This is a genomic window from Maritimibacter harenae (genome assembly GCF_009882975.1).
Classification (GTDB): Bacteria; Pseudomonadota; Alphaproteobacteria; order Rhodobacterales; family Rhodobacteraceae; genus Maritimibacter; species Maritimibacter harenae.
The window spans coordinates 137,940-150,006 of record NZ_WTUX01000012.1 but is presented as its reverse complement, the minus strand read 5'-3'; the positions used below and the strand labels follow the sequence as shown (position 1 = coordinate 150,006).

The window sequence follows — 12,067 nt, the reverse complement described above, 5'->3', positions numbered from 1 at the left end:
CTTAGCGGTCGTAGGGCATCATGGACTTGATGATTTTCGCATCAGGGTCCGACATGACGGTGGTGCCGCGGGCGTCGCGGATGAACTTCTTCGAGCGCTTGATCATGCCGTGGCGCTTGCCGGCCTGTGCGGTGATCACCTTGCCGGTGGCCGACACCTTGAACCGCTTCTTGCAGCTCGACTTTGTCTTCATCTTGGGCATTTGCGTCTCCGTATTGCTGTGACGTGTCACACGACTCGGCATGCCTCTCGAGCCGGCCGCGCTTGGAACTCGGGCGTATAAGGGGCAAAGGCCTGCGTGGCAAGCCTCTTGTCAGAAGAAATAATGCCCGATCACGTTGACGAAGGCCTCGGGCACGTCGGTCCAGCCGTAGCCGCCCGGTTTTCGGGTCAGCGCGTAGCCCACGAGGCCGCCGCCCACGAGGATCAGGAGCGCCGAGACACGCGGGGTGCGCGAGTCGATCAGCGCGCTCAGCGCCGAGGGGAGCGACAGGGCGAGGATCACCACGCCGGCAACCATGTAGAGGTCGTAGGGCATGTCAGGGCCTGCCTGCCGTCATGATGTCACGGTCCCGTTCCGCTGTCCGGCCCGCACGCGGGCGTTCCGTCCGTTCTAGCTCAAAACACGCGGGCGGGGCAGGATTTTTTCGGCGGGGCGGTGCGGCTCACTCCGGGTCGGTGGCGAAGATCAGGCGCTCGGCGCAGGGCGCGACGCGCAGGATGTTCGTGGTTCCGGGCACGTTGAAGGGCACGCCGGCGGTCACGACGATCTGGTCGTCCTCGCCCGCAAGCCCGGTCGAGCGGGCGGCGCGCGCGGCCGCGACCACGGCCATCTTGAAGCGGTCCACGCGGCCGGTCATGAAGCTCTGCACGCCCCAGGTCAGGCACAGCCGGCGCGCCGTGCCCACCAGCGGGGTCAGAGCGATGATCGGCACCTCGGGCCGTTCGCGGGCCACGAGCGAGGCGGTGGTGCCCGACTGCGTGAAGCAGGCGATGGCGCGAATCTCGGTCGCCTCGGCGATCTCGCGGGCGGCCGAGACGATACCGTCGGCGATTGTGTTGCGCTCCACGGTGCGCGAGTTGTTCAGCACTTGCCGGTAGGTCGGGTCGCTTTCCACCTCGATCGCCACGTCGTTCATCGTCGCCACCGCTTCGCGCGGGTAATTGCCCGCCGCGCTTTCGGCCGAGAGCATGACCGCGTCCGCGCCCTCGTAGATCGCGTTGGCCACGTCCGACACCTCGGCGCGGGTCGGCACCGGGCTGTCGATCATCGATTCCATCATCTGGGTCGCCACGATCACCGGCTTGCCGGCCCGTCGGCAGGAGTGGACCAGCCGCTTCTGGATCGGCGGCACGTTCTGCACCGGCAACTCCACGCCCAGGTCGCCGCGCGCCACCATGATTCCGTCGGAGGCCGCGAGGATCGCGTCGAAGTCGCGCACGGCCGCCGGTTTCTCGATCTTCGAGAGCACCGAGGCACGGCCCTGTGCCAGCGCGCGCGCCTCCTCCACGTCGTCGGCGCGCTGCACGAAGGACAGGGCGAGCCAGTCGACGCCGAGCTGGCAGGCGAATTCAAGATCCTCGCGGTCCTTGGGCGACAGCGCCTTCAGCGGCAGCACCACGTCGGGCACGTTCACGCCCTTGCGGTCCGATATCGTGCCGCCCACGATCACCTCGCAATTCGCGAAATCGTCGCCGCATTCCTTCACCTTGAGGCGCATCTTGCCGTCGTTCACGAGGAGCGTGGAGCCGGGCTCCAGCGCCTCGAAGATCTCCCTGTGAGGCAAGCAGACGCGGTGATTGTTGCCGGGCGCGGGGTCGAGGTCGAAGCGGAACATGTCGCCTTCCTCGATATCGGCGGCCTCCGCCACGAAGGTGCCGCAGCGCAGCTTCGGGCCCTGCAGGTCGGCGAGGATCGCGATCGGGCGGCCTGTGTCCTTCTCGACCTGGCGGATCGTGGCATGACGTTCGCGGTGGTCGTCATGGCTGCCGTGCGACATGTTCAGGCGGAACACGTCCGCCCCCGCCTCGCTGAGCGCACGGATCATCTTGTAATCCGACGATGCCGGACCCAGCGTCGCGACGATCTTGATATTGCGGGAACGGTTCATGTGGCCTCGGGTGTTTGCGATAACAGTCGTGCCGTCTCTAGCGTTTGGGCGTGCCTGTCGCAACGGCAAGTGCCGAAATTCCATGCGAAAGGCGGCTCTTTTGCTTTTCGTGCGTCTCGGATACGCAGGATTGGCGACATTCACGACAGGCCCATGACGTATCATCCGTTTCACACCTTCGGCGAGGATCGGCCCGGACGCTGGCTGATCACCTGCGACCACGCGACCAACGCGGTGCCGGAGTCGGTCGCGGGCGGCGATCTCGGCCTGCCGGAGGCGGACATGGCGCGCCACATCGCCTATGATCCGGGTGCGGCCGGTGTGACGTTGGCGCTCGCCGAGATGCTGGACAGCCCCTGCGTGACCGCCAATTTCTCGCGTCTGGTGATCGACCCGAACCGGGGCGAGGACGATCCGACGCTGCTCATGAAGCTCTACGACGGTTCGATCATCCCGGCCAACCGGCAGGCCGGGCAGGCGGAGCGGGAGCGGCGGCTGAACCTGTGCTACCGCCCCTATCATCGCGAGGTCGCGCGCCTTGCCGCGCGCCAGGACGACACGCTCTACGTTGCGGTTCATTCCTTCACGCCGCAGTTCAAGGGGCGCGATCCGCGGCCCTGGCACGTCGCGGTGCTCTTTGCCGACGACGAGCGGCTGTCGGCCCCGCTGATCGACCTGCTGCGGCGCGAGGGCGACCTGGTCGTAGGCGCGAACGAGCCCTACCGGGGTGATCTGCCCGGCGACAGCGTGGACCGCCACGCGATCGCGCACGGCCGGGCGAACGCGCTGATCGAGATCCGCAACGACCTGATCCAGACCGACGCGCAGCAATACGAATGGGCCCGACGGCTGGCCCCGATCCTTGAAGCGGCCCGCGCGAAGGCCGATGTTTGACACACAGGAGGACCCCATGGACGACCAGACCCGCATAGAACTCGAAGCCGCCGCCTTCCGCCGCCTGCGCCAGCACCTGATGGAAGAGCGCACCGACGTGCAGAACATCGACATGATGAACCTGGCCGGGTTCTGTCGGAACTGCCTGAGCCGCTGGTACCAGGAGGCCGCGAACGAGCGCGGCATCGACATGACCAAGGAAGAGGGTCGTGAAATCTTCTACGGCATGACGATGGACGAGTGGAAATCCAAGTACCAGACGGACGCGAGCCCGGAGAAGCAGGAGGCGTTCAAGACCGCGTTCAAGGAAAACGTCACCGACAAGTCCTGATGCTTTTCGCACAGAACCTGTGATTTTTTCGCGACTTCTGTGCGCATCCGGTAGGTCCTACATGGGGGTCAACGAAGAGGAGTTTCTGCGATGACCCGCATGCCGACCTATTTCATTTCCCACGGTGGCGGCCCCTGGCCGTGGATCGAGAACATGCGCCGCCAGTTCGCGGCGCTCGAGACGAGCCTCGCGGCCATGCCGGACGAGCTGCCGGAAAAGCCGAAGGCGGTCCTGATGATCTCGGGCCACTGGGAGGCGGATGGCGTGCGCGTCATGCATGCCGCGCAGCCGCCGATGCTCTACGACTACTACAATTTCCCGCCTCACACCTACGAGGTCGTCTACCCGGCCCCGGGCGCGCCGGAGATCGCCGAACGGGCCCAGGCGCTGCTGGACGCGGCCGGCATCCCGGCCACGCTCGACGACACCCGGGGCTTCGACCACGGCACCTTCGTGCCGGCCGCCGTCATCTACCCTGACGCCGATGTGCCGGTCTTCCAGGTCTCGATGCTGTCGAGCTACGATCCCGAGGCGCATTTCAGGATCGGCCGGGCGCTCGCGCCGCTGCGCGACGAGGGCGTGCTGATCGTGGGATCGGGCCTGAGCTACCACAACCTGCGCGAATTCGGACCGCAGGCGGAAGTGCCGTCTAAGGCGTTCGACGCCTGGCTGAACGAGGTGCTGGACCTGGACCCGGAAACCCGGACCGACAAGCTGATCCACTGGGAACAGGCGCCGCATGCGCGCACCTGCCATGCCGAAGAGGATCACCTGGTCCCGCTCTTCGCGGCCCTGGGCGCGGCGGAAGGCGGCACAGCCACCCGCGTCTACCACGAAGACGGGATCATGGGCGGGGTCACGGCGTCGAGCTGGCGCTTCGACTGACCCCGTTCAGCCCTTCTCGCCGCTCGGTTCGGTTCCCTTGCCCACCAGTTGCGCCTCGGCGAGCTTGATTTCCAGGTCGGCGATCTCGGCGGCCTGCTCCTGCCCGGCCTCGCGGCAGGCGGCCAGTTCGGCGCGCGCGATCTCGAGTTCGCGGCGCGCCTTGCGCCGGCCGCTGCCCATGATCAGCCCGGCGATCAGGCCCACCAGCGCGGCAAGGCCCAGCAGCACCGCCATCTCGGTGATCAGGAAATCCCAGTTTTCGATCACGACCATCGTTCACTCCGGCCATTCGAAGGTCGTGCGCCGGTTCGCCGCGCGTCCCTCTTCGGTGTCATTGTCCGCGATCGGCTCGGTCTCGCCATAGCCCATCGCCGTCATGCGTGCTTCCGGCACGCCGCGCAGTTCCAGCGCGTCGCGCACCGCCTTCGCCCGTTCGACCGAGAGGCGGTAATTGTCGTTCTCGTCGCCTTCGCTGTCGGTGTGCCCGCCGATGATGACGCGCATCTCGGCCTCTTCCGTGCAGTGGAGGAGCAGGCCCGCCATTTCGTTGATGACCCGCATCGAGGCCCCGTCGAGGTTCGCGGAGCCCGTGACGAACTCGATCCCGCGCCCGGCCTGGATCTTCGCAGCCTCGTCCGCGCAGGCCTGCTTCGTGACCTCGAAATCGTATTGCGGCAGCCAGTGGCCAGCCTGGGCCACCTCGCCGGAGCCGCTCGCGCTGTTCGTGCGCGTCACCCAGTTGTCGGGCGCCGCCCCCGCCGTGACCGCGATCTCGGCCGCGGGTCCCAGCACCTCGGCCATCTGGCCTTCGACGTAGCCCGGGTCGAGCCCGGGCAGCGCCACGCCCTCGAGCGTCACGTCGCCGTCGTCCCACCGCACGGTCAGGCGGTCGAGATCGGTCAAGAGCGGCACGAGCGTCTCCAGGAACGGTTCGAGCTCGGGGGCGCGGCCGAAGGTGGTCTCGGTCTCCGCCTCCACGCTGTCGAACCCCAGCGCCTCGGCCATGTCTTCGGGCGGGAAGCTTTCCGGGACGGTGCCCGTGACGTTCAGCCCTTCGGCCGCGTCGTAGGTCAGTTGGAACGAGACGATCCCGGCGTCTTCGAGCGTGATGGAGATCACGGGGTCGACCCCGTCGGGCAGCGCATCCAGGGCTTCGCGTGCCTGTTTCGACTCCGCGGGCGTCCCGGCGCGGCCCGAGAGCACCGCGCTCGACCCGGTGAGCGCGAAGCTGCCTTCCTCGAGCGGGGCCAGCGCTTCGCCCCCGGCAATCAGGATGCGGCTCCACCCCTCCGGCGCCCCGGAGGCGAGCGGCAGGGCCTCGGCGCCGAAGACACCGCCGTTCAGCGCCACCTCGGCCTGCGCCGTGCTGGGCGCCGTGCCGGTGAGCGCGAGCGTGCCGTCGGCGGCCTTGATGAGCGCGGTCTCGTAGGGATCGGCGAGGGGCAGAATGGTCACGTCTCTGGTGGAGACGACCCGCCGCCCGTCGATCGCGTCGAGCGAGGCGATCAGGCTCGCCAGTTCCGTGTCGCTGTCGGCGGTCCCGGAAAGGTGGATGTCGCGGCCCGAGACGGAGACGTCCATCGGATGGATCGCCCCGGTGACGACGCCGTCGGCGGCGCGGGTGATCTGGCGTTCGATCGCCGCTGCCCGTTGGGGAACACCCCAAACGAAGAGCGCGGACAGACCCGCCAGGAGCACGAAAAGCCCCAGAACAAACCGCATGTCACATCTCCCTTGGATCCATGAGGCCGCAAAGCGACCCCCCGCATCAAGGGAAAATGGGTCAGATCGCAGCCTTGCGGCTCTCCTCCAGATAGATTTCGCGAAGCCGTGTCGCAACCGGGCCCGGCGTTCCTTCGCCGATCGGGGCGCCGTCGATCTCGACCACGGGCATCACGAAGGTGGAGGCGGAGGTGACGAAAGCCTCGTCCGCGTCCTGCGCCTCTTCGATGGTGAAACTGCGTTCCTCGACCTTCATCTGGGCTTCCTTGGCGAAGCGCAGGACGGCCGCGCGGGTGATCCCGTGCAGGATGTCGTTGGACAGCTCGCGGGTGATGATGCTGCCGCCCTTCACGATGTAGGCGTTGTTCGATGTGCCCTCGGTCACCTTGCCGTCCTCGACCAGCCAGGCGTCGTCGGCCCCGGCCTTCTTGGCCATCATCTTGCCCATCGACGGGTAGAGGAGCTGCGTCGTCTTGATGTCGCGCCGGCCCCAGCGGATGTCGTCGATCGAGATCACCTTGATCCCGGTCTTCGCCACGGGGCTGTCGGCAAGCCCGGGCTTGCTCTGGGTGAAGAGCACCAGGGTCGGTTTCACGATCTCGGGGTCCGGGAAGACGAAATCGCGGTCGCCCGCCGACCCGCGGCTCACCTGGAGATAGATCATCCCCTCGACGATCCCGTTGCGCTCCACCAGTTCGCGGTGGATGTCGAGCAGGTCGTCGAACGCCTCGGGCTTGTCCATGTCGAGCTCGGCCAGCGACCGCTCGAGCCGCGCCTTGTGGCCGTCGAAGTCGATCAGCTTGCCGTCGAGCACGCTGGTCACCTCGTAGACGCCGTCCGCCATCAGGAACGCGCGGTCGAAGATCGACACCGTGGCCTCTTCCTCGGGCAGGTATTCCCCGTTCACGTAAACGATGCGGCTCATGTGCTGTCTCCTATCCCCAGAGCGCCGGCGTCGGCGGGTGCACGCCCTTCTCGTCGAACACCAGCGGTTGGTCGCGGTCTTGGGCGAGAAGCAGCGGGCCGTCAAGGTCCGTCACCATCGCCCCCTGCGCGACCAGCGTCGCGGGCGCCATCGCCAGCGACGTGCCCACCATGCAGCCCACCATGATGTCGTAGCCGGCCGCGCGTGCCGCGTCGCGCAGCTGCAACGCCTCGGTCAGCCCGCCGGTCTTGTCGAGCTTGATGTTGACCACGTCGTACTTGCCCGCCAGCGCGGGGAGAGAGGCCCTGTCGTGGCAGCTCTCGTCGGCGCAGACGGGCAGGGGGCGCTCGATCTCGGCCAGCATGTCGTCGGCGCCCGCGGGGAGGGGCTGTTCGACCAGCGCGACGCCCAGGCGCACCATGTGGGGGGCGAGCTCGGAATAGACCTCGGCGCTCCAGCCTTCGTTCGCATCCACGATGATCCGGCTCTTCGGCGCGCCGCGGCGCACGGCCTCGAGCCGGGGCATGTCGTCGGGCGTGCCCAGCTTGATCTTGAGAAGCGGGCGGTGCGCGTTCTTCGCGGCCGCCGCCTCCATCGCGGCGGGTTCGCCCAGCGACAGGGTGAAGGCGGTGATCTCGGGCCCCGGTGCGGCGAGCCCCGCGAGCTCCCAGACCCGCTTGCCCGCGCGTTTGGCCTCCAGGTCCCACAGCGCGCAATCCACGGCGTTGCGCGCGGCCCCCGGCCCCAACAGGTCCTGGAGCGCGGTGCGGTCGATATCGGCCGGAAGCCCCTCGATCTCGGCGGTCACGCTCGCGAGCGTCTCGTCGTAACGCGCGTAGGGCACGCATTCGCCCCGGCCCGCGTGGCCATCCGCCTCGGCGCGCACGGTCAGTACCTCCGCCGCCGTCTTGGAGCCGCGCGCGATGGTGAAGACCTCGGCCAGCCTGAAACTCTCGGACGTCACCGACAGGCGCATCGCGTCCTCCTTCTTCGTTTGAAAAATACCTCGGGGAGCGCGAGGGGCAGAGCCCCTCGCTCACGACCGTGCCGCAGGCGCGACGCTAGCCCATCGCGGCGAGCGCATCCACCAGCTTGGCCGCGCCGAAGCGGTAGGGGTCGGTGGTGGGCAGGCCCATGCGCTGCTCGGTCTCTTCGCAATAGGCGCGGGCCTCGTCCTCGGACATGTTCTGCGTGTTGACCGAGATGCCGACCACCTCGCAGGCCGGGTTGGCGATGCGCGCCAGCGGCAGCGCGGTGTCGCGCAGCGTCTCGAGCGTGGGCAGGGTGTAGCCCGGCAGGCCGCGCATGTGCGGGCGCGTCGGTTCGTGGCACAGGATCAGCGCGTCGGGCTGGCCGCCGTGGATCAGCGCCATCGTCACGCCGGAGTAGGACACGTGGAACAGGCTGCCCTGGCCCTCGATCAGGTCCCAGTGGTCGTCGTCGTTGTCCGGGGTCAGCCATTCGACGGAGCCGGCCATGAAATCGGCGATCACGGCGTCGAGCGGGACGCCGTCGCCGGTGATCAGGATCCCGGTCTGCCCCGTGGCGCGGAAGGTGGCCTTCATCCCCCGTTCGCGCATGTCGCCGTCCATCGCCATCGCCGTGTACATCTTGCCGACCGAGCAGTCGGTGCCCACCGCGAGGCAGCGCTTGCCGCGCCGCTTCTCGCCGTTGGCGATGGGATAGTCGACCTCCGGCACCCGCACGTCGTGGAGCGCCTGCCCGGTGGCCTCGGCGACCGCGGCGAGGTCGGGTTCGTCGCGCAGGAGGTTGTGCAGGCCCGAGGCCAGGTCGAAGCCCTCCTCGAGGGCCGCGATCAGCACCTTCTTCCAGGCCTGGCTGATCACGCCGCCGCGGTTGGCGACGCCGATCACCAGCGTCTTCGCGCCGGCCGCCTTGGCTTCGGCCAGGGTCATGTCGGGCAGCTTCATGTCTGCCTGGCAGCCTTCGAGCCGCAGCTGCCCCACGGCGTTCTCGGGCCGCCAGTCGCGGATGCCCTGCGCGACCTTCGCGGCCAGCGGGTCGGGGGCGTCGCCCAGGAAAAGCAGGTACGGGGTCTCGATCATGTGTCAGCTCCGGTTTGCGGTTCGGGGGAATCCTAAGCGCCCACGGGACAAGGTGTTCCCGAAATGGGCGCAGTGCTGACCTTTTTGCGAAAGATCGGCATGCCGGTGGTGCTCGTAGGTGAAGATTCTTCGAATTGCTGCAAAATTCGGCGAAGAATTCTCCATGTCGGTCGGGCCTTCGGTCGCGGTGCGTGCGCGGCGGCTCCACTTCCCGTGCCCGGGATGGCAGGCTTGCCGCGTGGCGCAGAGGGACACGAATCGGAAGGACCCGGCATGAAACAGGTCAGCATCACCCGCGACATCGCGGCCCGGCCCAAGGCGGTGTGGCGCGTACTCACGGATCCCGACTCGCTGACGCGCGACACCGGGATCACCCGGTTCAACGGCGCCCTGGCCGACGGGCAGCGCATCATCCTTCAGGCCGAGGTGTCCGAGGAGCGGACCTTCAACCTCGTGGTCACCGAGTTCGACGCGCCGCGCCGGATGGTCTGGTCCAGCGGCGTGGGGCGGGTGTTTCGCAGCGAACGGGTCTTCACGCTCACCCCGCAAGGAGACGGCACCCGGTTCGAGATGACCGAACGGTTCTCCGGCCTCCTGCTGCCCTTCATCTGGCGCACCATGCCGGACCTGAACCCGAGCTTCGAGCAGTTCGCGCAGGCGATCGCGGCGCAGGCCGAAGGGGCCTCCGCGCCGGCGTGATCCCATGACGGCGAGAGGCGGGATGCTGCATGTGCAGAAAACGGGTTGAAGGCGGTCGCGCAATAATCTAACCCGAGGGCCAGCGTAAACGAAACGATCCTGCGAGGTCACATGTCCTTCCGTATCCAGCCTGCGGCCCCCGCCCGTCCGAACCGCTGCCAGCTGTTCGGCCCCGGCTCCAACACCAAGCTGTTCGAGAAGATGGCGGCCTCCGAGGCGGACGTCATCAACCTCGACCTCGAGGACAGCGTGTCGCCCTCCGACAAGGAAAGCGCGCGGGCCAACGTGATCGAGGCGATTAACACCGTCGATTGGGGCAAGAAGACCCTGTCGGTGCGTATCAACGGGCTCGACACGCCCTACTGGTACCGCGACGTGGTCGACATTCTCGAACAGGCCGGCGACCGGCTCGACCAGATCATGATCCCAAAGGTGGGCTGCGCGGGCGACATCTATGCCGTCGACGCGCTGGTGACCGCGATCGAGGCCGCCAAGGGGCGCGCCAAGCGCATCGACTTCGAGGTGATCATCGAAAGCGCCGCTGGCATCGCGCATGTCGAAGAGATCGCCTCGGCCTCCCCGCGGCTCGTCGCGATGAGCCTGGGCGCGGCCGATTTCGCGGCCTCGATGGGCATGGCGACCACCGGCATCGGCGGCACGCAGGAAAACTACTACATGTTGCACGACGGCCAGAAGCACTGGTCCGATCCGTGGCACTGGGCCCAGGCGGCGATCGTCGCGGCCTGCCGAACCCACGGCCTTCTGCCTGTCGACGGGCCCTTCGGCGATTTTTCCGACGACGACGGCTACATCGCGCAGGCGCTGCGCTCGGCCACGCTGGGCATGGTCGGCAAGTGGGCGATCCACCCGAAACAGATCGCACTGGCGAACAAGGTCTTCACCCCCTCCGAGGAAGCCGTCGCCGAGGCGCGGGAGATCCTCGCGGCGATGGAAGAAGCCAAACGGACCGGCGCGGGGGCGACCGTCTACAAGGGCCGGCTGGTCGACATCGCCTCGATCAAGCAGGCCGAAGTCATCGTCACGCAGGCCGAGCTCATCGCGGGCGCGTAACCTGGTAGCCGCGTGGGATCGCCCGGGATAGGGTGCTCCCATGCGGATTCTGATCCTCACCTACGGATCGCGCGGTGACGTGCAGCCGTTCGTCGCCCTGGGCCGTGCGCTCGAGGCGCGTGGCCATACCGTGACGTTGGGCACGGCCAGCCGGTTCGAAAGCTTCGTGCGCGACGCCGGGCTGGGGTTCGCGCCGATGTCCGACGCGATGCTCAACCTCCTCGACACCGACGCCGGGCGCGACATGATGGAATCCACGCAAGGCGTGCTCCAGTCGCTCAAGTGGACGGTGATGATGGCGCGCACGGTGGGCCCCGCGCAGGCGGAGCTGATCAACGACAGCTGGGCCGCGGCCGAAGCGGTGGATCCCGATCTGATCATTTTCCACCCCAAGACATATGCCGGCTCGCATATCGCCGAGAAGCGCGGGATTCCGGCGGTGCTCGCCATGCTGGTGCCGATGATGGTGCCGACGGGCGAACGTCCGAACGTGGGCTTTCCCGACACCGGCTGGGAATGGTGGAACCGGTTCTCCTATCGCTTCGTGAACGGCACGATGGCATTTTCCGCAGGGCGACACGTGCGCGAGATGCGCGAAAAGCGTGGGCTGCCGAAGCAACGCCGGTTCGATCTGCTGCGCGACAGTGCGGGGCGGATCCTGCCCGTGCTCAACGCGGTAAGCCCGTCCGTCCTTCCCGCGCCGCGCGACTGGCCCGACGAGGCGGTGATGACCGGTTACTGGTTCTCGGATCTCGGCGACTGGACGCCGCCCGCCGACCTGGAGGCGTTCATCGGGGCCGGGCCGCCGCCCGTCTACGTCGGGTTCGGGTCGATGGCGGGCCGTTCGCCCGACCGGCTGGCCAAGACGGTGATCGACGCGCTGGAGCGCACCGGCAAGCGTGGCATCATCGCGACCGGCTGGGGCGGGCTGGAGCCGGGCGATCTGCCCGACACGATCCTCAAGATCGAAGGTGCGCCGCACGAGTGGCTGTTTCCGCGCATGGAGGCGATCGTGCACCACGGCGGGGCGGGCACGACCGCCGCCGCGATCCGGGCGGGCAAGCCACAGGTGATCGTGCCCTTCTTCGGCGATCAGCCGTTCTGGGGGAAGATCATGGCGCAGCACGGGGTCGCCCCGGACCCCATCGCGCAGAGATCGCTGACGGCCGAGAAGCTGTCGCGGGCGCTGACGCAGGTGACGACCGATCCGGCCGTGGCGAAAGCCGCCGAAACGCTCGGCCGCAAGGTGCGCGCGGAGGATGGCCTTGCGCGCGCCATCGAGGTCATCGAGGCCGCGGCGGCGCGCGCGGAGGACGTCCAACCGGAGCCTGAACCGGCCGCCGCCCGCCTGTCCTGACCGGCC

Annotated in this window: 14 protein-coding genes; 6 read left to right on the top strand and 8 right to left on the bottom strand. The window is 68.0% G+C overall.

Annotation, left to right across the window (positions count from 1 at the left end; all coding sequences use genetic code 11):
- Position 1: 1 nt before the first annotated feature.
- The 3 genes from rpmI to pyk all read right to left on the bottom strand — a co-directional run bounded on the left by rpmI (position 2) and on the right by pyk (position 2,111).
- Complete coding sequence (gene rpmI, locus GQE99_RS11010; protein WP_161351672.1) at positions 2–202, bottom strand: 50S ribosomal protein L35; 201 nt, start codon at positions 200–202, stop codon at positions 2–4.
- A gap of 111 nt (positions 203–313) precedes the next feature.
- The gene (locus GQE99_RS11005) at positions 314–538 is read right to left on the bottom strand and encodes a hypothetical protein (protein ID WP_235917197.1); all 225 of its coding nucleotides are present in this window, start codon (positions 536–538) and stop codon (positions 314–316) included.
- 127 nt (positions 539–665) lie between these two features.
- On the bottom strand, positions 666–2,111 hold the full coding sequence (gene pyk / locus GQE99_RS11000) for a pyruvate kinase (protein ID WP_161351670.1): 1,446 nt from the start codon (positions 2,109–2,111) through the stop codon (positions 666–668).
- A gap of 153 nt (positions 2,112–2,264) precedes the next feature.
- On the opposite strand from pyk, the gene GQE99_RS10995 reads away from it, so the two are divergent.
- The 3 genes from GQE99_RS10995 to GQE99_RS10985 all read left to right on the top strand — a co-directional run bounded on the left by GQE99_RS10995 (position 2,265) and on the right by GQE99_RS10985 (position 4,221).
- Positions 2,265–3,005, top strand: coding sequence for an N-formylglutamate amidohydrolase (locus GQE99_RS10995; protein ID WP_161351669.1), 741 nt, complete (start codon positions 2,265–2,267; stop codon positions 3,003–3,005).
- Between the two features lie 16 nt (positions 3,006–3,021).
- Positions 3,022–3,336, top strand: a complete 315-nt coding sequence (locus GQE99_RS10990; protein WP_161351667.1) for a DUF1244 domain-containing protein — start codon at positions 3,022–3,024, stop codon at positions 3,334–3,336.
- A gap of 90 nt (positions 3,337–3,426) precedes the next feature.
- Positions 3,427–4,221, top strand: a complete 795-nt coding sequence (locus GQE99_RS10985; RefSeq protein ID WP_161351666.1) for a DODA-type extradiol aromatic ring-opening family dioxygenase — start codon at positions 3,427–3,429, stop codon at positions 4,219–4,221.
- A gap of 6 nt (positions 4,222–4,227) precedes the next feature.
- Here the strand turns inward: GQE99_RS10985 and GQE99_RS10980 are convergent, their stop codons facing one another.
- The 5 genes from GQE99_RS10980 to dgcN all read right to left on the bottom strand — a co-directional run bounded on the left by GQE99_RS10980 (position 4,228) and on the right by dgcN (position 8,934).
- Positions 4,228–4,494: a hypothetical protein gene (locus GQE99_RS10980; RefSeq protein ID WP_161351664.1), complete on the bottom strand. Its 267-nt coding sequence runs from the start codon at positions 4,492–4,494 to the stop codon at positions 4,228–4,230.
- Between the two features lie 3 nt (positions 4,495–4,497).
- Positions 4,498–5,943 (bottom strand): OmpA family protein, encoded by a 1,446-nt coding sequence (locus GQE99_RS10975; RefSeq protein WP_161351663.1) that lies wholly within the window; start codon positions 5,941–5,943, stop codon positions 4,498–4,500.
- A 61-nt stretch (positions 5,944–6,004) separates the two neighbouring features.
- On the bottom strand, positions 6,005–6,868 hold the full coding sequence (locus tag GQE99_RS10970) for a D-amino-acid transaminase (protein ID WP_161351661.1): 864 nt from the start codon (positions 6,866–6,868) through the stop codon (positions 6,005–6,007).
- Between the two features lie 10 nt (positions 6,869–6,878).
- Entirely contained in the window at positions 6,879–7,844 is a 966-nt protein-coding gene (gene dgcA, locus GQE99_RS10965; protein ID WP_161351660.1) for an N-acetyl-D-Glu racemase DgcA, read from the bottom strand.
- A gap of 85 nt (positions 7,845–7,929) precedes the next feature.
- On the bottom strand, positions 7,930–8,934 hold the full coding sequence (dgcN, locus tag GQE99_RS10960; protein ID WP_161351658.1) for an N-acetyltransferase DgcN: 1,005 nt from the start codon (positions 8,932–8,934) through the stop codon (positions 7,930–7,932).
- Between the two features lie 273 nt (positions 8,935–9,207).
- Here dgcN and GQE99_RS10955 point away from each other — a divergent pair, with 273 nt between their 5' ends.
- From GQE99_RS10955 to GQE99_RS10945, 3 genes are all read left to right on the top strand, one after another.
- Positions 9,208–9,633, top strand: a complete 426-nt coding sequence (locus tag GQE99_RS10955) for an SRPBCC domain-containing protein (protein WP_161351656.1) — start codon at positions 9,208–9,210, stop codon at positions 9,631–9,633.
- A gap of 111 nt (positions 9,634–9,744) precedes the next feature.
- On the top strand, positions 9,745–10,704 hold the full coding sequence (locus GQE99_RS10950; RefSeq protein ID WP_161351655.1) for an L-malyl-CoA/beta-methylmalyl-CoA lyase: 960 nt from the start codon (positions 9,745–9,747) through the stop codon (positions 10,702–10,704).
- 40 nt (positions 10,705–10,744) lie between these two features.
- Entirely contained in the window at positions 10,745–12,061 is a 1,317-nt protein-coding gene (locus tag GQE99_RS10945; protein WP_161351654.1) for a glycosyltransferase, read from the top strand.
- The last annotated feature ends 6 nt before the right edge of the window (positions 12,062–12,067 follow it).

Excerpts from the sequence above, each read along its gene's own strand:
- rpmI (WP_161351672.1), bottom strand. The coding sequence starts at position 202 with ATGCCCAAGATGAAGACAAAGTCGAGCTGCAAGAAGCGGTTCAAGGTG.
- GQE99_RS11005 (WP_235917197.1), bottom strand. The coding sequence starts at position 538 with ATGCCCTACGACCTCTACATGGTTGCCGGCGTGGTGATCCTCGCCCTG.
- pyk (WP_161351670.1), bottom strand. The coding sequence starts at position 2,111 with ATGAACCGTTCCCGCAATATCAAGATCGTCGCGACGCTGGGTCCGGCA.
- GQE99_RS10995 (WP_161351669.1), top strand. The coding sequence starts at position 2,265 with ATGACGTATCATCCGTTTCACACCTTCGGCGAGGATCGGCCCGGACGC.
- GQE99_RS10990 (WP_161351667.1), top strand. The coding sequence starts at position 3,022 with ATGGACGACCAGACCCGCATAGAACTCGAAGCCGCCGCCTTCCGCCGC.
- GQE99_RS10985 (WP_161351666.1), top strand. The coding sequence starts at position 3,427 with ATGACCCGCATGCCGACCTATTTCATTTCCCACGGTGGCGGCCCCTGG.
- GQE99_RS10980 (WP_161351664.1), bottom strand. The coding sequence starts at position 4,494 with ATGGTCGTGATCGAAAACTGGGATTTCCTGATCACCGAGATGGCGGTG.
- GQE99_RS10975 (WP_161351663.1), bottom strand. The coding sequence starts at position 5,943 with ATGCGGTTTGTTCTGGGGCTTTTCGTGCTCCTGGCGGGTCTGTCCGCG.
- GQE99_RS10970 (WP_161351661.1), bottom strand. The coding sequence starts at position 6,868 with ATGAGCCGCATCGTTTACGTGAACGGGGAATACCTGCCCGAGGAAGAG.
- dgcA (WP_161351660.1), bottom strand. The coding sequence starts at position 7,844 with ATGCGCCTGTCGGTGACGTCCGAGAGTTTCAGGCTGGCCGAGGTCTTC.
- dgcN (WP_161351658.1), bottom strand. The coding sequence starts at position 8,934 with ATGATCGAGACCCCGTACCTGCTTTTCCTGGGCGACGCCCCCGACCCG.
- GQE99_RS10955 (WP_161351656.1), top strand. The coding sequence starts at position 9,208 with ATGAAACAGGTCAGCATCACCCGCGACATCGCGGCCCGGCCCAAGGCG.
- GQE99_RS10950 (WP_161351655.1), top strand. The coding sequence starts at position 9,745 with ATGTCCTTCCGTATCCAGCCTGCGGCCCCCGCCCGTCCGAACCGCTGC.
- GQE99_RS10945 (WP_161351654.1), top strand. The coding sequence starts at position 10,745 with ATGCGGATTCTGATCCTCACCTACGGATCGCGCGGTGACGTGCAGCCG.